13 protein-coding genes are annotated in these 20,468 nt (G+C 70.5%); 8 read left to right on the forward strand and 5 right to left on the reverse strand.

All coding sequences use genetic code 11. The annotated features are described in order from the left end of the window. Positions 1–19: 19 nt before the first annotated feature. From ACJ8AN_RS12055 to nhaA, 3 genes are all read right to left on the reverse strand, one after another. On the reverse strand, positions 20–256 hold the full coding sequence (locus tag ACJ8AN_RS12055) for a hypothetical protein (RefSeq protein ID WP_407755443.1): 237 nt from the start codon (positions 254–256) through the stop codon (positions 20–22). A 106-nt stretch (positions 257–362) separates the two neighbouring features. Then, on the reverse strand, positions 363–2,051 hold the full coding sequence (locus ACJ8AN_RS12060; protein WP_407755444.1) for an ABC1 kinase family protein: 1,689 nt from the start codon (positions 2,049–2,051) through the stop codon (positions 363–365). 66 nt (positions 2,052–2,117) lie between these two features. Continuing rightward, positions 2,118–3,479, reverse strand: a complete 1,362-nt coding sequence (nhaA, locus tag ACJ8AN_RS12065; protein WP_407755445.1) for a Na+/H+ antiporter NhaA — start codon at positions 3,477–3,479, stop codon at positions 2,118–2,120. Positions 3,480–3,785: 306 nt separating this feature from the next. On the opposite strand from nhaA, the gene mutS reads away from it, so the two are divergent. The 3 genes from mutS to ACJ8AN_RS12080 all read left to right on the forward strand — a co-directional run bounded on the left by mutS (position 3,786) and on the right by ACJ8AN_RS12080 (position 11,031). After that, the gene (gene mutS, locus ACJ8AN_RS12070; protein WP_407755476.1) at positions 3,786–6,404 is read left to right on the forward strand and encodes a DNA mismatch repair protein MutS; all 2,619 of its coding nucleotides are present in this window, start codon (positions 3,786–3,788) and stop codon (positions 6,402–6,404) included. A gap of 268 nt (positions 6,405–6,672) precedes the next feature. Then, positions 6,673–7,857, forward strand: coding sequence for an efflux RND transporter periplasmic adaptor subunit (locus ACJ8AN_RS12075; protein ID WP_407755446.1), 1,185 nt, complete (start codon positions 6,673–6,675; stop codon positions 7,855–7,857). A 12-nt stretch (positions 7,858–7,869) separates the two neighbouring features. Continuing rightward, entirely contained in the window at positions 7,870–11,031 is a 3,162-nt protein-coding gene (locus tag ACJ8AN_RS12080; RefSeq protein ID WP_407755447.1) for an efflux RND transporter permease subunit, read from the forward strand. 232 nt (positions 11,032–11,263) lie between these two features. Here the strand turns inward: ACJ8AN_RS12080 and hutH are convergent, their stop codons facing one another. Beyond that, positions 11,264–12,790, reverse strand: coding sequence for a histidine ammonia-lyase (gene hutH / locus ACJ8AN_RS12085; RefSeq protein ID WP_407755448.1), 1,527 nt, complete (start codon positions 12,788–12,790; stop codon positions 11,264–11,266). Positions 12,791–12,967: 177 nt separating this feature from the next. Between hutH and ACJ8AN_RS12090 the strand changes: the two genes are divergently transcribed. The 5 genes from ACJ8AN_RS12090 (at position 12,968) to ACJ8AN_RS12110 (ending at position 18,826) form a co-directional block, all read left to right on the forward strand. Beyond that, positions 12,968–14,197 carry an aspartate kinase gene (locus ACJ8AN_RS12090; protein WP_407755449.1) on the forward strand — a complete coding sequence of 410 codons (1,230 nt, stop codon included), beginning with the start codon at positions 12,968–12,970 and terminating at the stop codon, positions 14,195–14,197. Positions 14,198–14,200: 3 nt separating this feature from the next. Next, positions 14,201–14,584: a ComEA family DNA-binding protein gene (locus ACJ8AN_RS12095; RefSeq protein WP_407755450.1), complete on the forward strand. Its 384-nt coding sequence runs from the start codon at positions 14,201–14,203 to the stop codon at positions 14,582–14,584. Positions 14,585–14,620: 36 nt separating this feature from the next. Continuing rightward, positions 14,621–16,795 (forward strand): zinc-ribbon domain-containing protein, encoded by a 2,175-nt coding sequence (locus ACJ8AN_RS12100; RefSeq protein ID WP_407755451.1) that lies wholly within the window; start codon positions 14,621–14,623, stop codon positions 16,793–16,795. 183 nt (positions 16,796–16,978) lie between these two features. After that, the gene (locus ACJ8AN_RS12105; RefSeq protein ID WP_407755452.1) at positions 16,979–18,166 is read left to right on the forward strand and encodes a glycosyltransferase family 2 protein; all 1,188 of its coding nucleotides are present in this window, start codon (positions 16,979–16,981) and stop codon (positions 18,164–18,166) included. Positions 18,167–18,238: 72 nt separating this feature from the next. Continuing rightward, entirely contained in the window at positions 18,239–18,826 is a 588-nt protein-coding gene (locus ACJ8AN_RS12110; RefSeq protein ID WP_407755453.1) for an NYN domain-containing protein, read from the forward strand. A gap of 7 nt (positions 18,827–18,833) precedes the next feature. Here the strand turns inward: ACJ8AN_RS12110 and ACJ8AN_RS12115 are convergent, their stop codons facing one another. Continuing rightward, on the reverse strand, positions 18,834–20,414 hold the full coding sequence (locus tag ACJ8AN_RS12115) for an SDR family NAD(P)-dependent oxidoreductase (protein ID WP_407755454.1): 1,581 nt from the start codon (positions 20,412–20,414) through the stop codon (positions 18,834–18,836). Between the last annotated feature and the right edge of the window lie 54 nt (positions 20,415–20,468).

Genomic DNA, 20,468 nt, shown 5'->3' on the forward strand with positions numbered 1-20,468 from the left:
GCGGTGCGCGTCCGACGGCTCACTTGGACGCGTGCATGTCCCGCGCGTACTGCACGAGGCCTTCCTCGGCCTCGGGTCCGGTCCAACCGAGCGGTACCATGCGCTCGAGCTTCTTTCCGTTCACCGAGACGATGAAGTAGCGATCACAGCGGTCGCCCTCGCCGTAGACGATGCCCAGGCGCATGCCGAGCTGCCTCGCCCGGGTTTCGAGGTGGGCCGTGGTGGAGGTCGAATAGAAGCGCGGGAGGGTGAGCATGGTCGAGCCCCGAAGAGGAGGGGACGCTCCATTTCAACCAGAGCCCGCCGTGCCTTTGAAGGACCACCTGGGGAGTCACCCCACCGGGCCACCCTTCAGGGTGGGATTACCGCCGCGGCTTCTTCCCCAGCCACCGGCTCACGCTCACCTTCCCGAAGCGCTTGCCGAACAGGTACCAGGTGAAGCTCGCCCCGAAGAGCGCCGCCGACAGCGCCACGCCCATCATCCCCAGCACCGGCACCCCGTGGTACTGCCACTGCGTCTGCGCGAACGAGATGAACGCCCCCACGATGAACCCGCAGGCGCACAGCCCCAGGAACATCACGATCGCCGCGCTCCTCAGGCTCTCGTTCAGCTTGTCGAACTGCTCGGCCCGCACCGTCACGCTGAACTTCCCCGACTCCAGGTCCAGCAATATCTGCGACAGCTGCGTGGGCAGATCCGCCGCCAGCGATTGGAAGCGCAAGAGCGTCCTCATCAACCCGCCCTGCAACTGACTCGGATCATACCGGTCCGCCAGCAGCTCCTTGGCGTACGGCATCGCCACCTCGAGGATGTTCAGCTCCGGGTACAGGCTGCGCATCATGCCCTCGGTGGACACCGACGCCCGGCTCAGCAGCGCGTACTCCTTCGGAATCCGGATGCGGTACTTCACCGCCAGGTCCAACAGGTCGCGCATCAGGCTGCGCGCGTCCACCTCGCCCAGCGTCGCCGGCAGGTGCTGCCCGAGCAGCCCTTCGATGTCGTTGCGGAAGCCCACCAGGTTCGCCCGCGCGTCCGGCACGCCCACCCGGTACAGAATCCGCGCCACCGAGTCGCTGTCCTTCAGCGCCACCGCCAGCACCAGCATCACCAGCGTCTCCTGCATGGCGCGCGGCAGCCGGCCCACCACCCCGAAGTCCAGCAGCGCCAGCCGGTTCCCCTCCAGCACCAGGATGTTCCCCGGGTGCGGGTCTCCATGGAACAGCCCGTCCTCGAAGAGCTGCCGGAAGCTCGCGTCCATGATGTGGCCCGCCACCTCCCGCCGGTCCTCCATCGACAGCTCCGCCTGGCTGATCTTCACCCCCCGGATGAACTCCATCGTCAGCACCGTGCGGCTGCTGAGCTCGGCGTACACCTTCGGAATCTTCATGTACGGCCGGTTGCGGTGGTTCTCCAGGAACGCCCGGATGTTCGAGGCCTCGTGCACGAAGTCCAGCTCCTCGTGGATGGCCCGGTCGAACTCGTCGATGATGCCGGTGGGCGTGTAGATGCCCGTCTCCTCCACCACCGCCTCCAGCAGCTTCGCCAGCGAGCGCAGCACCACCAGGTCCGAGTCGATCCGCTCGGAAATGCCCGGCCGCTGCACCTTCACCACCACCTCGTCCCCCTCCAGCGTCACCGCCCGGTGCACCTGGGCGATCGACGCCGCCGCCAGCGGCTGAGGGTCCACCTCCTTGAAGAGCTCGTTCACCTCGCGGCCCAGCGACTCGCGGATCCGCGCGTACACGTTCTCGAGCGGAATCGGCTCCACCTGATCCTGCAGCGTGGCGAGCTCCTCGATGAACTCGGCCGGCAGCAGGTCCGCGCGCGTGGAGAGGATCTGCCCCAGCTTCACGAAGGTGGGGCCCAGGTCGTTGAGCAGCATCCGGAAGCGGCGCGCGGTGGAGGCGCGCTTGGCCTCGGGCGACACCTCCACCTTCTCGCGCCGCCCGAGCAGACGCCACACCCCCGCACGCTCGAGCCACTCGCCGAAGCCGTGGCGCGCTGCGATGACCCCAATCTGCCGGACGCGGTTCAAATCCTGGAGGAGCACGGTGGCCGGCACCTTTCCACGGGCCCGCCCCGCCCGCAAACCCCAAGAATCACCGCGGCGTCCGCCTCACGCCGTCCCGGTGGCGTTCCGCGTGGCCGGCTCCGTCCGGGGCCGGGGCCCGGGTCCAAAACGCAACAACAGGTAGCCCACCACCGCCGACAGCAGCGAGCCCAGCAGGATGCCCAGCTTCGCCTCGGCCAGCAGCACCGGCTCGGCGGCGAAGGCCAGCCCCGCCACGAACAGCGCCACCGTGAAGCCGATGCCCGCCACCACCGCCACCCCGTGCAGCTGCGCGGTGCTCGCCCGTCCCGGCATCTCCGCCAGCTTCAGCTTCACCGCCACCCAGGTGAAGAGGAAGACGCCCACCTGCTTGCCCACGAAGAGCCCGAGCATCACCCCCAGCGGCAGCGGGAGCAGCAGCTCCGTCAGGTGCATCCCCTTCACGGAGATGCCCGAGTTGGCCAGCGCGAACAGCGGGACGATTCCGTACGCCGACCACCCGTGCCACAGGTGCACGAAGCGGGTGAGCGGCGGCTCGATGTCCTCCAGCTGCTCCTCGATGTGCAGCAGCTGGCTGGTGCGCACCGCCTCGTCCTCGGGCTCGCGCAGCAGCTGGCCGATGAAGCCGTGGAGCTCCTCCAGCACGTCCCGGCCGCGGCGCGTGGGCCGGGCGGGGATGAGCATTCCCACCACCACGCCCGCGATGGTGGCGTGCACGCCGCCGTGGTGCATGGAGTACCAGAGCGCCCCGGCCAGCACCGCGTACACCACGCCGTTGCGCACGTAGTAGCGGTTGCAGGCCGCCAGCAGCAGGGTGACGCCCAGCGCCGCCAGCAGCCACTCCCCGTGCAGCCCCGTGCCGTAGAACAGGGCGATGACGAGGATGCCGCCGATGTCGTCGAAGATGGCCAGCGCGGTGAGGAACACCACCAGCCCGTGGCTCACCCGCCCCTTGAGCAGCGTGAGGCACCCGATGGCGAAGGCGATGTCCGTGGCCATGGGGATGGCCCACCCCTTGAGCGCCGGCGTGCCCGCGTTGAGCGCCGCGTAGAGGGCCGCCGGCACCACCATGCCGCCCACCGCCGCGATGAGCGGCAGCAGCGCCTTGGACAGGGTGCGCAGCTCCCCGGCCGCCAGCTCGCGCTTGATCTCCATCCCCACCAGGAAGAAGAAGATCGTCATCAACCCGTCGTTGATGAATTCACGCACGGTGAAGTGGAAGAGGGCGCTCCCCAGCCCGAGCGCCAGCGGCGCGTCGAAGAGGCCCGTGTAGGTGTCCGCCCAGGGCGAGTTGGCCCACCCCATGGCCGCCACGGCGCACAGCGCCAGGAGGATGCCGCTGCTGGCCTCGAGCTGGAAGAAGGCCTGCACGGGGGCGACGGCGGCCCGGAAGAGCCGGGGAACGGAACGGACGGTGCGGGTCTCCATGGCGCGCGAAAGGTTGCCCTCCTGGCTGCTCCCCAGCCACCGTTTTCGGAGGGGCCGCACCCGATTTGCCCCACCCGTCAGGGCCGCATGTCAGGCGGGTGTGCTAGCCATCGGAGGAGTAGGAACGGACGGGTGGACTGGGGAAGTCACGTGTCCTGTTGATCCAGGACCGGACGCATGACACAAGGGGCGGCGATGGGCGCGACGCAAGCGAAGGCAGGCAAGGGACACGGGGACGAGGCCGAGGCACCGGTGGAAGCGCCGGGAGAGCCGGCCGCGGCGCGGGAGATCGGCTCGCTCACCCCGATGATGCGGCAGTACCTCGAGACGAAGGCGCTCAACCCGGACGCCATCCTCTTCTTCCGGCTCGGGGACTTCTACGAGATGTTCTTCGAGGACGCGGTGCGCGCCTCGGAGCTGCTCGGCCTGACGCTGACGGCGCGGGCGAAGAACGCGGAGAAGGTGCCCATGGCCGGGGTGCCGTACCACTCGGCGCGCCGGCACATCGCGAAGCTGGTGGAGCACGGGCTGAAGGTGGCCATCTGCGAGCAGGTGGAGGAGGCGGGCAGCGGCCCCGGCATCGTCAAGCGCGAGGTGACGCGCGTCATCACCCCCGGCATGGTGCTGGACGAGGAGTCGCTGGAGCCGAGGGCGAGCAACTTCCTGGCCGCGGTGTACCCGGGGGCGCAGGGCTTCGGCGCGGCGCTGCTGGAGGCCTCCACGGGCGAGTTCTTCAGCCTGGAGGCGGAGACGACGCAGGAGCTGGTGGAGGCGCTGGCCCGCGTGGAGCCGCGCGAGCTGCTGGTGCCCGAGGGGGAGAAGGACTCGCCGGACACGGCCGCCCTGGTGTCGCGGCTGGGCCGGCCCCCGGCGGTGGCGGAGCTGGAGAAGGCCGCCTTCGAGCCCGCGAGGGCCTCGCTCTACCTGCGCAACCACTTCGCGGTGCAGTCGCTGGAGGCCTTCGGGCTGGAGGACGCGCCCCTGGCCACCGGGGCCGCCGGCGCGGCGCTGCGCTACCTCAAGGACACCCAGAAGACGCCCGCCGCCCACGTGGACCGGCTCAGCCGCCAGCAGCGCGGCGGCCACCTCCTCATGGACGAGGCCTCGCGCTCCAACCTCGAGGTGCTGCGCACCCTGCGGGACGGGGGACGCAAGGGCTCGCTGCTGGGCGTGCTGGACAGGACGGCCACGGGCCTGGGAGCGCGCAAGCTGGCCCGGTGGCTCGCCGCGCCCCTGTGCTCGCTGCCGGAGATCAACGCCCGCCTGGACGCGGTGGAGGAGCTGTCCCAGCGCAGCGTGTGGCGCGAGGAGCTGACCACCCTCCTCAAGGAGGTGGGGGACATCGAGCGGCTGTGCGGCCGGCTGTCGCTGGGCGCGGGCAACGCGCGGGACTTGAGGGCCCTGGCGCTGTCGCTGGCGCAGCTGCCGAAGCTGGGGAGTGTGCTCGCGCGGTGCGAGGCCATGTTGCTCAAATCCCTGGCCGGGCCGCTCGGCGCGCTGCCGGAGCTGACGCAATTGCTGCTCACCGCGGTGGTGGACGAGCCGCCCACCAGCCTCAAGGAAGGCGGCTTCATCCGCCCGGGCTTCCACGCCGAGCTGGACAAGCTGGTGGAGCTGTCCACCTCCGGCAAGGACTTCCTGCTCAAGATTGAAATGCGCGAGCGGGAGCGCACGGGCATCAACTCGCTGAAGATTCGTTACAACAAGATATTCGGGTACTACCTGGAGGTGACGAAGTCGAACCTGCACCTGGTGCCCTCGGACTACATCCGCAAGCAGACGATGGTGGGCGCCGAGCGCTTCATCACCCCGGAGCTCAAGGAGTACGAGGAGAAGGTGCTGACGGCCGAGGAGCGGCGCAGCACGCTGGAGCTGGAGCTCTTCGAGCAGCTGCGGGCCCAGGTGGTGAAGGAGGCGCCGCGGCTGCGCTCGGCGGCGGAGGCGGTGGCCACGGCGGACGCGCTGCTGTCCTTCGCGCGGTGCGCGGCCGAGTACGGCTACGTGCGGCCCCTGGTGGACGAGTCCGAGGTGCTGGCCATTACCGGCGGGCGCCACCCGGTGGTCGAGCGCATGCTGGGAGCGGGCGAGGCCTTCGTTCCCAATGACGTGAAGATGGACTCGGAGGACGCGCAGGTTCTCGTCATCACCGGCCCGAACATGGCAGGCAAGAGCACCGTCATGCGGCAGGTGGCGCTCACGGTGCTGATGGCGCAGGCGGGCAGCTTCGTGCCGGCGAGCGTGGTGCGTCTGGGATTGTGCGACAGGATTTTCACGCGCGTGGGGGCGGCGGACAACCTGGCGCGAGGGCAGTCCACCTTCATGGTGGAGATGACGGAGACGAGCCACATTTTGCACCACGCCACGCGGCGCAGCCTGGTGGTGCTGGATGAGATTGGACGAGGCACGTCCACGTACGACGGCCTGTCCATCGCCTGGGCGGTGGCCGAGCACATCCACGACAAGGTGGGGGCGCGCACGCTGTTCGCCACGCACTACCACGAGCTGGTGGACCTCTCGCGGGAGAAGACGCGGGTGAGGAACATGTGCGTCGCGGTGCGGGAGCAGGGCGGCAAGGTGCTCTTCCTGCGCAAGCTGGTGCCGGGAGGGGCCAACCGCTCGTATGGCATTGAAGTGGCGAGGCTCGCGGGCCTGCCGCCCGAGGTGGTGACGCGGGCGAGGGACATTCTGCAGAACCTCGAGTCGGGCGAGTTCGACGACAGCGGGAGGCCGAGGCTGGCGCGAAGGGGCGGGCGGGCGCCGTCGCCGGGGCAACTGGGGCTGTTCGGCGGGGTGGCCGAGCCCGGGCCGAAGCTAGAGCCGAGCCACCAGAAGGCGCTGGAGCTGCTGCGGGCGGTGAAGCTGGAGGAGACGACGCCGCTGGAGGCGCTCAACCTGCTGGCGAAGCTGCAGCGCGAGCTGAAGTAGGGGAGGGCGGCGCTCTTCGAGTACCTCGAGGTCTTCTACAACCGCCAGAGGCGGCACTCGATCCTGGGCCATACGCCACGGCTCCCAGCAGGGCAGCGAAGCGGAGGAGCCCCGGCCCGTCCCGACGCCGGAAACGCGGCCGTCAGAAATTGGACGCGCCCGAGTCATGGGGTGCGGTGTATAGGGTCAAACCCGGCCCTTACTGAGCCCCCCGACCTGCTCGCCTCCCCCGAAGGTGAGCCCCCATCGCTCCTTCCTCGAGGTCTCCATGTCGTCGCCCCCGCGCCCGTCCCGTCCGGCGCTGCCTGGCTTCCTTTCCGCCGCCGTGCTCGTGCTTGCGTGCAGCCAGGGGGCCGCACCGCCCGAGGCGCCCGGCGCGGTCCCCGTCACGGTGGTCACCCTGAAGTCGGAATCGGTCCTGCTGACGCGCGAGCTGCCTGGCCGCACCAGCGCGTTCCTGGTGGCGGAGGTGCGCCCCCAGGTCAACGGCATCATCGAGCGCCGGCTCTTCACCGAGGGCAGCCTGATCAAGGCGGGCCAGCCACTCTACCAGCTGAGTGACGCGGCCTACCGCGCGGACCACCTCAGCGCGCAGGCCGCGCTCGACCGCGCGAAGGCCACCCTGTCCGCGGCGGAGCTGAACGCCAGGCGCTCCACGGAGCTCGCGGAGCACGCGGTGGTCAGCCCGCAGGACCACGACCGGGCGGTGGTCGCCCTCCAGCAGGCCGAGGCGGACGTGAAGGCCGCGCTGGCCGCGCTGCAGCGCGCGAGCGTGATGCTCGACTACGCCCGCATCGTGTCGCCCATCTCCGGCCGGATCGGCCGCTCGTCCGTCACCCAGGGGGCGCTGGTGACCGCGAACCAGCCCCAGGCGCTCACCTCGGTGCAGCAGCTCGACTCGGTCTACGTGGACCTCACCCAGTCCAGCGGGGAGCTGCTGCGACTGCGCAAGGAGGTGGCGGCGGGCAGGCTCGAGACCGCTGACGGCACGCCGGTGACCCTCCTGCTCGAGGACGGCAGCCGCTACGCACATGCCGGCAAGCTGACCTTCTCCGACGTCAGCGTGGACCCGAGCACCGGCACCTTCGGGCTGCGCGTGCTCGTGCCCAACCCCGACCACGTCCTGCTCCCGGGCATGTACGTGCGCGCGCGGATCGGCAACGGCGTGCGCGAGCAGGGACTGCTCGTGCCCCAGCAGGGCGTGGCCCGCGATCCCAAGGGCCACGCCACCGCCCTGGTGGTGGGGAAGGACGGCAAGGTGGAGGCGCGGGTGGTCAAGGTCAGCCAGACGGTGGGGGACCGGTGGCTGGTCGAGGAGGGTCTGGTCGCGGGGGACCGGGTCATCGTCGAGGGCCTGCAGAAGGTCCAGCCCGGAGCCCAGGTGGAGGTGACGGAGGCCGCACCCGAGGCCGGGGCCGGGACCCTGACGGTGCCCGCCTCGTCCCAGCACTGATCGGAGCCACCCATGGCACGCTTCTTCATCGACCGCCCCATCTTCGCCTGGGTCCTGGCGATCATCATCATGCTCGCGGGCGCGCTCTCCATCGCGCGGCTGCCCATCTCCCAGTACCCGGCCATCGCGCCGCCCACGGTGACCATCACCGCCGTCTACCCCGGGGCCTCCGCGAAGGCGGTGGAGGACTCGGTGACGCAGGTCATCGAGCAGAACATGAAGGGGCTGGACGGGCTCCTCTACATGTCCGCGACGAGCGAGTCGAACGGGCTCGCCACCCTCACGCTGACGTTCCAGCACGGCACCGACCCGGACATCGCCCAGGTGCAGGTGCAGAACAAGCTGCAGCTCGCCACGCCCTCGCTGCCGCAGGTGGTGCAGCAGCAGGGCCTCGGCGTCACCAAGGCGAGCTCGGGCTTCCTGATGGTGGTGGGCTTCGTGTCCGAGGACGGCAGCATGGGGGGCGACGACATCCAGGACTACGTCGCCGCGAACATGGTGGACCCCATTGCGCGTGTCCCCGGCGTCGGCAGCACCCAGGTGTTCGGCGCGAAGTACGCGATGCGCATCTGGCTGGACCCGAACAAGCTCGCCACCTACCGGCTCACGCCGGGGGACGTCACCCTCGCCATCCGCGCCCAGAACCAGCAGGTGGTGGTGGGCCAGCTGGGCGGCACGCCCGCCGTCCCGGGCCAGCAGCTCAATGCGGCCATCACCGCCCAGGATCGCCTCCAGACGCCGGAGCAGTTCCGCGACATCATCCTGCGAGGCAACCCGGACGGCTCGGCGCTGCGGCTCGGTGACGTGGCGCGGGTGGAGCTCGGCTCGGAGGACTACAGCGTCATCAGCCGCTACAACGGCAAGCCCGCGACGGGCATCGCGGTGTCGCTCGCCACGGGGGCGAACGCGCTGAGCACCGCGCAGGGAGTGGTCGCGGCGCTGAAGGAACTCGAGCCGTCGTTCCCCAAGGGCCTCGAGGCGGTGACCCCCTTCGACACCACGCCGTTCGTGCGCGTGGCCATCAAGGGCGTGGTCACGACGCTGCTCGAGGCCATCCTCCTCGTGTTCCTGGTGATGTACCTGTTCCTGCAGAACTTTCGCGCAACACTCATCCCGACCATCGCGGTGCCGGTGGTGCTGCTCGGCACGTTCGGGGTGCTCTCGGCGCTGGGCTACTCGGTCAACATGCTGACCATGTTCGCCATGGTGCTCGCCATCGGCCTGCTCGTGGACGACGCCATCGTGGTGGTGGAGAACGTGGAGCGCCTGATGAGCGAGGAGGGCCTCTCGCCCGTCGAGGCCACGCGGAGGTCCATGGACCAGATCACCGGCGCGCTGGTCGGCATCGGCCTGGTGCTCTCGGCGGTGTTCGTGCCCATGGCGTTCCTCGGGGGCGTGACCGGCGTCATCTACCGGCAGTTCTCGGTGACCATCGTGGCCTCCATGGCGCTCTCGGTGCTGGTCGCGGTGGTGCTGACGCCAGCGCTGTGCGCGACCATGCTCGAGCCCATCGCCAAGGGGCACCACGCGTCCGGCACCGGGTTCTTCGGCTGGTTCAACCGCCACTTCGACCGGGGCAACGCCCGCTACCAGGGGGCGGTGCGGGGCATCCTCTCGCGGAGCCGGCGCTTCATGCTCGCCTTCGCCGCCATGGGGGTGCTGATGGGGGTGCTGTTCGCGCGGCTGCCGACCTCCTTCCTGCCCTCGGAGGACCAGGGCTTCCTCTTCTCCATGGTGCAGACGCCGGTGGGCGCGACGCAGGAGCGCACCATGAAGGTCATCGAGCGGATGGAGCGGCACTTCCTCGAGGACGAGAAGGCCACCGTGGACTCGCTGTTCAGCGTGCAGGGCTTCAGCTTCGGCGGCAGCGGGCAGAACAGCGGCATCGCGTTCATCAACCTCAAGGACTGGTCCGAGCGGAAGTCCCCCGAGCTCGGCGTCAATGCGGTGGCCGGGCGGGCCATGGGGGCGCTGAGCCAGATCAAGGACGCGCTCGCCTTCGCGTTCCCGCCCCCGGCGATGCCCGAGCTCGGCACCTCGGCGGGCTTTGTCTTCTACCTCAAGGACAACCTCGGCCTGGGCCACGAGGCGCTCACCGCGGCCCGCAACCAGTTCCTCGGCGCCGCGGCGCAGAGCCCGCTGCTCGCCAACGTGCGCCCGAATGGCCAGGACGACACGCCGCAGTTCCGCGTCGACGTGGACGTGGCGAAGGCCGGCGCGCTCGGGCTGTCCATGGCGGACATCAACGCCACCCTCTCCACGGCGTGGGGCGGCCAGTACATCGACGACTTCATCGACCGTGGCCGCGTCAAGCGCGTGTTCCTCCAGGCGGACGCGCCGTTCCGGATGGTCCCCGAGGACTTCCAGCGCTGGTCGGTGCGCAACCGGCAGGGAGAGATGGTGCCGTTCGCGAGCTTCGCGAGCACGCGGTGGGGGTTCGGCTCGCCCCGGCTCGAGCGCTACAACGGCGTGCCGGCGATGCAGATCATGGGCGAGGCGGCCCCGGGCGTGAGCTCCGGTGACGCCATGGCGGAAGTGGAGCGGCTGGTGGCGCAGCTGCCGCGGGGCGTGGGGCTCGAGTGGACGGGGCAGTCGTACCAGGAGCGCGCGGCGGGTGCCCAGACGCCGCTGCTCTACACGCTCTCGCTGCTCATCGTGTTCCTCTGCCTGGCGGCCATGTACGAGAGCTGGACCATCCCGACGGCGGTGCTGATGGTGGCGCCGCTGGGCATCCTCGGCACGGTGCTGGCGAGCGCGATGCGGGGGATGGAGCGCGACATCTACTTCCAGGTGGCGCTGCTGACCACGGTGGGCCTGTCGAGCAAGAACGCCATCCTCATCGTCGAGTTCGCGAAGGAGAACCTCGAGAAGGGGATGGAGCTGACGGAGGCCACGCTGGCCGCGGTGCGTGCGCGCCTGCGGCCCATCCTGATGACCTCTCTGGCCTTCGGGCTCGGCGTGCTGCCGCTGGCGGTGGCCACCGGCGCGGGCTCGGGCGCGCAGCGGACCATCGGCACGGGGGTGCTCGGCGGCATGATGGTGGGCACGCTGCTCGGCATCTTCTTCGTGCCCCTGTTCTTCGTGGTGGTGCAGCGCGTGTTCGGCCGGCGCAGGGTCACCGAGCCGGCAGCAGCGCTCCCGGAGGACACCAGCGCGCCGGACCTGGCGGGGTGAGCCCTCCGCGGCCGCGCCCCTGTATGGGCCCAGACTGACCCCGGAAAGGCGGCCGCCAGGGGCCCACCACCGCGATGACCCACCTCGCCATCCAGGAGCAGCTCGATGGCAAGTCCGTCGAGTGGATGGAGAAGGTCACCGACGAGTCGTGACGGCGACGCGCCAGCGCCACGGGCTCAAGGAGTGCCAGGCGGCAGGTTCGATTCCCGCCGCCTCCAGCCCCGTCGCGCGGCTACGCCGTGGCGGCGCGCACCGCCCGCATCAGCTCGCCGGAGTCGATGAGCTGGCAGACGGCCTCGATGTCGCGGTGGAGCTCCCGGTCCTTCTCCATGGTGGGCACGCGGCTGCGCACCAGATCGTGCGCGGCGCGAGGCCCGCGGCCCGCCCTCACCGGCAGCCGGAAGTCCAGCGCCTGGCTCGCCACCAGCAACTCAATCGCGAGGCACGTGCGGGTGAAGTCCGCCACCTGCCGGCCCTTGAGCGCCGCCGTCATGCCCATGGACACGTGGTCCTCGCGGCCGGCGGAGGAGGGGATGGAGTCCACCGAGGCCGGGTGGCACAGCACGCGCGACTCGGCCACCAGCGCGGCGCTCGTCACCTGGGCGATCATGAAGCCCGAGTTGAGGCCCGAGTTCTTCGCCAGGAACGGCGGCAGGTTGGACAGCGCCGGGTTGACGAGCTGCTCCACGCGCCGCTCGCTGATGGAGGACAGCTGGGTGAGCGCCATCGCCGTCACGTCCATGGCCAGCGAGATGGGCTGCCCGTGGAAGTTGCCGCCCGAGACGATGCGGCCCGTGTCCACGAAGACGAGCGGGTTGTCCGTGGCGCTGTTCACCTCCACCTCGAGGATGCGCCGGGCGAAGGACAGGCCCTCGCGCGCCGCGCCGTGCACCTGGGGCATGCAGCGCAGCGAGTACGGGTCCTGCACCTTGCTGCAGTTGACGTGCGTCTCCACCAGATCGCTTCCCGCCAGCAGCCGGCGCAGGTGCGCGGCCACGGCCTTCTGGCCCTCGTGGGGGCGCACGTCGTGAATCTCGGGGATGAAGGGCTTGTGGCTGCCCAGCAGGCCCTCCAGCGTCATGGAGCCGGCGATGTCCGCCACCTGGGAGAGCATCTCGGCGCGCAGCTGCAGCAGCGTGCCCACCGCGCACATCGCCTGGGTGCCGTTGACGAGCGCCAGGCCCTCCTTGGCCTCCAGCACCACGGGCGGAAGGCCCGCCCGCTCCCGCGCCGAGCGCGCCGGCATCCGCTGGCCCTGGAAGAAGGCCTCGCCCTCGCCAATGAAGACGAGCGCCAGGTGCGCCAGCGGCGCCAGGTCTCCCGAGGCGCCCACGCTGCCGCGCTCGGGCACCACCGGCACCACGTCCTTGTTGAGCATGTCCAGCGCCAGCTTCAGCGTCTCCAGACGGATGCCCGAGTACCCCTTGGCGAGCACGTTGCAGCGCAAGAGCAGCAGGGCGCGCGCCTCGGGCAGGCTCATGGGCGTGCCCACGCCGGCCGCGTGCGAGAGGATGAGGTTGCGCTGCAGCTCGCGCAGGTCCTTCTTGTCGATGCGCACCTCGGACAGGGTGCCGAAGCCGGTGTTGATGCCGTAGGAGGGGGCATCCCCCGCCGCCACCCGGTCCACCAGCTCGCGCGAGGCCCGGACGCAGGTCTCGGCCTCCGGCGAGAGCTCCACGGTCACCTCGTTGTGGGCAACCTGCAGGATCTCCTCGAGGCGGAGGGTGTCTCCATCAATCAAAAGGCGGGGGCGGTACATGTCGGGCTCCGGGAGCTACGGGTGCGGCGGGCCTGCCGAGGGGCGCAGCCTATATCCCAACACGCGGCGCTCCGCAGCCCGTCCGTTTCGCCTGCCTCCAGGACGGCCCCGGGAGCTTTTGACAGCCGGGGGTCACCTCTCTAGTGTGACGCGCCGTTCCAGGAGGAACCAGCCAACGTGGCATTGATCGTCCAGAAGTACGGCGGCACGTCGGTCGGAGATACCGACCGCATGAAGAACGTGGCCCGCCGCTGCATCGCGGCCCAGGCCGCTGGGAACGACGTGGTGGTGGTGGTGTCCGCGATGTCCGGCGAGACCAACCGCCTCCTCAAACTCGTCTCCCAGATCACCGACCGGCCGAGCGAGCGGGAGCAGGACGTGGTGGTCGCAACCGGCGAGCAGGTGTCCATCGGCCTCGTGGCCATGGCCATCCAGGCGCAGGGAGGCCTGGCGACCAGCTTCCTCGGTTACCAGGTGCAGATCGTCACCGACAGCATCTTCTCCAAGGCCCGCATCAAACGCATCGACGCGGAGAAGATCGTCGAGGCGCTCAAACAGAAGCACATCGTGGTGGTGGCCGGCTTCCAGGGCCAGGACGAGCAGGGCAACGTCACCACGCTGGGCCGCGGCGGCTCGGACACCACGGCGGTGGCCCTGGCCGCGGCGCTCAAGGCCGATGCCTGTGAGATCTACACGGACGTGGACGGCGTCTACACGACCGACCCCAACGTGTGCCCCGCGGCGCGCAAGCTGGACCGCATCTCGTACGAGGAGATGCTGGACCTGGCCAGCCTGGGCGCCAAGGTGCTGCAGATCCGCTCGGTCGAGTTCGCGATGAAGTACAAGGTGCCGCTCTGGGTGAAGTCGTCCTTCTCGGACGATCCCGGCACCCTGGTGTGTGAGGAGGACAAGTCGATGGAGAATGTGGTTGTCAGCGGCATCGCCTACGACAAGAACGAGGCGAAGATCGCCATCAATGGCGTGCCGGACGTGCCGGGTGTGGCCGCGAAGATCTTCGGGGCGCTCGACGCGCAGAACATCGTGGTGGACCTGATCGTCCAGACGGCCTCCAAGGACGGCCGCACGGACCTGTCCTTCACGGTGGGCAAGATGGACCTGGTCAAGGCGAAGGAGCTCGTCGAGCGCGTGGCCCAGGAGATCAAGGCCGGCGGCGTGGAGACGGACGGCGACGTGGCCAAGGTCTCCATCGTGGGCGTGGGCATGCGCAACCACTCGGGCGTGGCGGCGAAGATGTTCCAGGTGCTCGCGGCCGAGGGCATCAACATCCAGCTCATCTCCACGTCGGAGATCAAGGTCTCCTGCCTCATCGGCTCGAAGTACACGGAGCTGGCCGTCCGGGCGCTGCACACCGCGTTCGGGCTGGACAAGGCTCCCACGGCGGGCTGAGGCGTGAACCGGACCGGCGCGCTCGCGGTGGCCTCGCTCGGGCTGTTGGGCCTGGGGGTGGTGGCTCGCGGCCGCTGGCCGGACTCCGCCCCCGCGCTGGACTGTGAGCCCGGCGCGGTGCGGGTGGTGGACGGGGTCGCGGTGTGTGGCGAGGGCGCCGCGCCCTCCGCCCCCCAGCGACTGATGCTGGGGCAGAAGCTGGACCTCAACACCGTGTCCGAGGGCGAGCTCGCCCGGGTGCCCGGAGTGGGGCCCTCGCTCGCTCGCCGGCTCGTTGAAACACGCGAGGCCCGCGGCCGGTTCCACGCCTGGGAGGAGGTGGCCTCCGTGCCCGGGGTCGGTACCGCCCGGTTGGAGACCCTCCAGGCGACAACCGAGCTACGGTAGGCGCCAGGGCCCCGAGCCGTGTGGTAAGCACTGGGTGTGGAGATCGCCTGCCCCCAGTGCTCGATGCAGTACGCGCTCGACCCCCAGTTCGTGCCGTCTGGGGGTGTCCCGGTGCAGTGCACCCGCTGCCGTCACGTCTTCATCGCCGCTCCGGAGGCCCCGTCGGCCTCGCCTCGTCCCGCGCCCAAGCCGAGCCTCCCGCCCAACCCCAACCTGAAGGCCACGATGCCCTACGGTGGCCCGGGGAAGACGGGCCCGCAGCCGGGCCTCGGGGCGACGCAGGCGTTCGGCGTGCCGGTGCCGCAGGTCCCCTCCATCGCCCCCATGGCCCCCGTGGCGAAGCCCGCGGCCAAGGCTCCGGCGGGCACCCCCGCGCCCCATACGACGCAGGTGTTCGGCGCGGTGACGCAGGGGCCGCCGGCCGTGCCTCCCGTGGCGCCGGTGGCTCCCAGGCCCCAGCCCGCTCCGGCGGGCACTCCGCCGTCCGCCCATACGACGCAGGTGTTCGGCGCGGTGCCGGTCCCCAAGCCTCCCGCGGGTCCCCGGCCTCCGCCCGCGGCGAAGCCTCCGGCGGGCACGCCCGCGCCCCAGACGACGCAGGTGTTCGGCGCGGTGACGCAGCCGCCCCAGCCGGCCAGGCCTCCCGCCGCGACGGGCACGCCGCCCGTGGGCTCCCCGGCGGCGAAACAGGCCGCTCCCGGTGCCAGGCCTCCGGCGGCCACGCCCGCGCCCCAGACGACGCAGGTGTTCGGCGCGGTGCCGCAGCCGTCCCTGTCCCCGACGCAGCTGTTCGGTGAGGCTCCGCTCGCCCAGACCGGCGCTCCCCAGGGGACGCCGCCCGCGAAGCCGGCCACGGGTCCGGCGCCCGCGCAGCCGCCGGGGATGACGCCCCGGGCCACCACCCTCCCGGAGCCGCTCCTCGTGGGCCTGGCCCCGTCCTCCCCGTCCGAGCCGATGATGGGAGTCGCGGCGACCACGCCCATCGAGCTCCCCGACGAGGTCCTGGACCAACTCAACCGCCCGCTGGCGGAGCTGATGGCGGAGGAGTCGTCCTCCGAGGACCGTCCGCCCTCGCCGGGGCCGTCCGGGCCGGGCCTGACCAAGCCGCTCGAGCTGCCCACGGAGCTGCTCGATGGCTCCATCGACGTCAACAACAAGTCCGGCCGCGACAGGCGCCCGGAGCCGGGCCGCAAGGGCCGGGGCCTGTTCATCGCGGGCGGCGTGCTCGTGCTCGCCCTGACGGCGTTCCTGACCTCGCCGGCCTGGCTGTCGAAGTCCGACGCCCTGTCGCACGACGCGCGCGTGACCCGGGACGAGGCGGTGGCGCTGTTGCGGCGCGACGACGCGGGCTCGAAGGAGGAGGCCCTCTCGCGCCTGCGGTCTCTGTCGACCGCCCATCCCCAGAGCGTCGAGCTCCTCGTGGAGCTGGGCGTCGCCCTCGCCATGCACCTGGACGACACCCAGGCCCGGGTGCGCACGCTCCAGGCGCGGATGGAGGCGCTGCAGTCGCGCATCACCCGCCTCACGCAGGCCAAGGCGCCGGCCGACTGGCTCAGCCGCGTCAACACCATGCGCGAGGAGCTGAACGCCCTGCGCACCCAGCTCACGCCACTCGAGGAGCGCGCCAAGGCGCTCTCGAAGGACGCCGTGCAGGTGATGAAGCAGCTGGAGTCGGCGCCCGAGAAGGAGTCGAAGGAGGCCGCCCTGGCGCGCCTCCGGGGCCGGGCCCTGCTCAACGCCGTGCTGGGTGGGGACGCGCTCAACATGGTCGTGCAGCTGGCGCAGGCGGGGCAGGGCGACTGGAGCACGCTCACCATGGCCGAGTACGTCCTCCACTACGCCACGCCCGAGGCGCCGCACATCACCCAGGCCGTCACCGGGCTGGAGGGGATGCGCGAGACGGACAAGGCCTACCTGCGCCCCTACGTGCTGGGGGCTCGCATCGCGCTGATGCGCAAGGAGCCGCCGGCCCAGGCGCAGTCGCTGCTGGACACCGTCATCACCCTCAATCCCAAGCACGAGCTGGCCCGGCTGCTCCATGCGTACGCCCAGGAGCTGGCGGACCAGGCGGACGAGCCCAAGGAGCTCCCCCAGGCTCCCACGCCCGGGCCGGTGGAGCCCACCCCCGAGGCCCCCGCGCCCGAGGGCGGTGACGCCAGCCCCGCGCCGGCTCCCTCCGAGTCCACGGCCACCACCGCGCCCGCGCCCTGACCCGGGGGGCCCCGGGGTTACCCACCGGGAGGAAAAAAGTTCCTGCTTCCCGCGGGCGGTGGGTGCCTTGCACTCCAGCCCCCGAGGGCAGTGCCGGTTCCGGGCGCCGGTACGTGCCTTGCTTGCCGTCTGATCGCGAGTGCTCCGCGTGAACGGATCTCTAGGGTCGGGGAGGCAGGGGTGATGGGGGAGCTGGTGTTCTGGTGTGCCGCGGTGCTGCTGGTGCACACGTACTTTCTATACCCGGTGATGTTGTTCGCCCTGGATGGGGTCGCCCAGGTGCTGCACAACGTGCGCTACATGCGCTCGGGGGCGAGCCGCCGCAAGGGCGAGCAGCCGGGCGAGCAGCCCCGGGTGAGCCTGGTGGTGGCCGCCTACAACGAGGCGAGCTGCATCGAGGAGAAGCTGCGCAACAGTCTGGCGTTGGACTATCCGGCGGGGCGCTTCGAGGTGCTCATTGGCTCGGACGGCTCGTCGGACGGCACGGACGAGCGGGTGCTGCGCTGCACGGACGAGCGGGTGAAGCTGTCGGCGGCGCCTCGTGGCGGGAAGACGTCGGTGCTCAACCGGTGCATCCCGATGGCCAGGGGCGACATCGTCCTGCTCTCGGACGCGAACACGATGATCGAGCCGGAGGCGGTGAAGCGGCTGGTGCGCCACTTCGAGGACCCCGAGGTGGGGGCGGTGTGCGGCCAGCTGCGGCTCTACAACCCGACGAAGGCCGAGTACGAGGAGAGCACGTACTGGACCTACGAATCGCTCATCAAGTTCTACGAGGGCAAGCGCGGGGCGGTGGTGGGGGCGAACGGAGGGCTGTATGCCATCCGCCGCTCGCTCTTCAACGCGCTGCCGCCGTCGACGATCGTCGATGACTTCGTGATTCCGCTGCGCATCCTCGAGAAGGGCTACAAGGTCGTCTACGAGCCCGAGGCGGTGGCGCACGAGGAGACGACGGAGGACTACGGCAAGGAGTTCGGGCGGCGGGCGCGCATCGCGGCGGGCAACTTCCAGAGCCTGCGGATGGTGCCGGGGCTGCTCTCGCCGCTGTCGGGCTTCCCGGCGTTCGCGTTCTGGTCGCACAAGCTGCTGCGCTGGTGCGCGCCGGCGCTGATGGCCCTGGCGTTCGTGACGAACCTCTTCCTGCTGCACAGCCCGCTGTACCGGCTGACGTTGGCGGGGCAGGTGCTCTTCTACGGGCTGGCGTTCCTGGGGAAGCAGGGCCTGCTCAAGGGCCCGGCGCGGCGGGTGGCCTCGGTGGCCTACTACTTCGTGACGATGAACCTGGCCATCGTGGTGGGCTTCTGGCGGTTCCTGCGCAACACGCAGCGGGCCGCCTGGGACCGGACGGCGCGGGTTCCGTCCTCGTCGTAAGGGGGGCTCGGGGGCGGGGGCATGTGAATCGGAGGGAGCCGTTCGAGCCCTCCCCGGGTATCCTCCCCGGCCATGCTTCCCGTACGCCCTCCCGCAGCTTCCTACGTGCTCATCGACGCGGAGAACGTCGATTGGGCCGTGTCCAATGTCGTGGGCCGCAAGCCCGAGCCCCAGGACCGGATGCAGTTCGATCGCCTGGTGGCCTTCTGTGAGACCCACTTCCCGGCTCCGGTGCGTTGCATCGTGGTGCTCAACGCCCGGGGCGAGCAGCTGCCGGATGTGATGCTCGGCTTCGTGCGCGCCCTGAAGACCGCGGGCTGCGAGGTGGCGCTGCTCTACGGCCGGCCCGACCAGAAGGTGGTGGACCTGGGCATCCTCAAGCTGCTGGAGGCCATCCGCACCCAGCGCCCCAAGGCCGCGGTGGGGCTCGCCAGCCACGACGGGGCCGACTTCGCGGACGCCCTGCGCTTGCTGCTCGAGGAGAAGCGGCAGGTGGCGGTGCTCGGGTTGCGCGAGTACATGAGCCAGCGCTTCCGCGAGCTCGTCCCGTCCGGGCTGGAGATCATCGATCTCGAGCTGAACGCCCGCGTCTTCCAGCGTCCGCTGCCGCGCCTGCTCCCGATTCGCGTGGACGAGTTCGACCCGGCGTTTCTCCTGTAGCCGGGCGTCACCACTGCGTGTGGCGGTAGTCCTTGAAGAAGTTGCCCCACACGTACTGGCCGGTATTGACCGAGGACATGACCGGATCCACCACGCGCGCCGCGCCGTCGACGATGTCCAGCGGCGGCTGGAAGTCGAGCTCCTGCTGCTTGCGCTCGGCGTGCATGGCCGGATCCTCATCGGTGACCCAGCCGGTATCCGCCGCGTTCATGTAGATGCCGTCCTTCGCGTAGTCGGGCGCGGAGGTCAGCGTCATCATGTTCAGCGCGGCCTTCGCCATGTTCGTGTGCGGATGCTTGTCCGTCTTCGTCCCGCGCGAGAAGCTCCCCTCCATCGCGGAGACGTTCACGATGTGGCCGGGCTCGGAGCGGTCGCGCATCATCAGCGGCTTGAGCTTCCCGCAGAGGATGAACGGGGCCACGGCGTTCACCAGGTGGACCTCCAGCATCTCGGCCGTCGGGACGTCCGCGAGCTTCATCCGCCAGGAGTTCATCTGCCGCAGATCCACCTGCTGCAGATCCGCGTCCAGCCGTCCCTCGGGGAAGAGGGTGCGCGTGTCGCCCTCCTGCTCGAGGGCGTAGGGGATCAGCGAGAGCGCGGCGGACGAGTGGATGCCGAGCGCGGGATCTCCGCTGCGCCACGTGGGCACGAGCGTCGAGGCCTCGACGCCCCCCTCACCGAGGGCGGGGTGCACCGCCGCGACGCACTCCTCGTGGCCGGCGAGCAGCGGGCGCAGTTGCGCGGGGAGCTCGTCGAAGCGGCGCAGCTCGCCCTCCAGCAGGTGCGCGTAGAAGCCGGGCGGACGGCGCACGGTCTGCGCCGCGTTGTTGATGAGGATGTCCAGCCGGTGGTGCGTCTGCTCGATGTGCCGCGCGAAGAGCTCGACGCTGGGGGCATGCCGCAGGTCGAGCCCATGGATGTGCAGCCGGTGCGACCACGCCGCGAAGTCCGGCTCTTGCACGTAGCGCTGCGCCGCGTCCTTGGGGAAGCGCGTGGTCGCGATCACCCGCGCGCCCGAGCGCAGCAACATCAGCGACGCCTGATAGCCGATCTTCACGCGCGCGCCGGTGATCAGCGCGACCTTCCCGGACAGCGGCGCCCGCTGGGTCCGCTTCGCGTAGTTGAAGTCCGCGCACTCGCCGCACATCGAGTCGTAGAAGAAGTGCAGCTTCCGGTACTCCGCCTTGCAGACGTAGCACCTGCGCGGGACCTCGAGGATCCGCTCCGGCCCCTCCGAAGCCTCCGAGGGGGGCGGCGGCGGAAGCTGCGGCACCGTGAACACGGCGGCACGGCGCAGGGAGCGGATCTCGGTCGTGGCACGTACGACGCGGTCGTGCTCGCGCTTCGTCTTCTTCTTCTCGCGCCTCAGCGCCTTCGCGAGCCGTGTCTTCGTGTCGCGATCCGGGTGCACCACGCCGCCAGCGGCGGTCAGGAGCGCGATCCGCTCCGACTCGGGGAGATTGGCCAGCAGGATGCGGTCCTTGGCCATCGCCTCGAGGAGGTTCGTGCAGCGGCGCACCTCGTCCAGTGACAAGTCGGTGGGCGGCGCGGCGGCCGGGGGGATCTGGGTTCTCTCGGCGTCCTTCATTCCACCGCTGCATACCTCCCGCCGGGGGGCGCGCAAAGGGAAGAGTCCGGGTGG

It is taken from the genome of Archangium sp. (genome assembly GCF_045802675.1).
Taxonomy (GTDB): domain Bacteria; phylum Myxococcota; class Myxococcia; order Myxococcales; family Myxococcaceae; genus Archangium.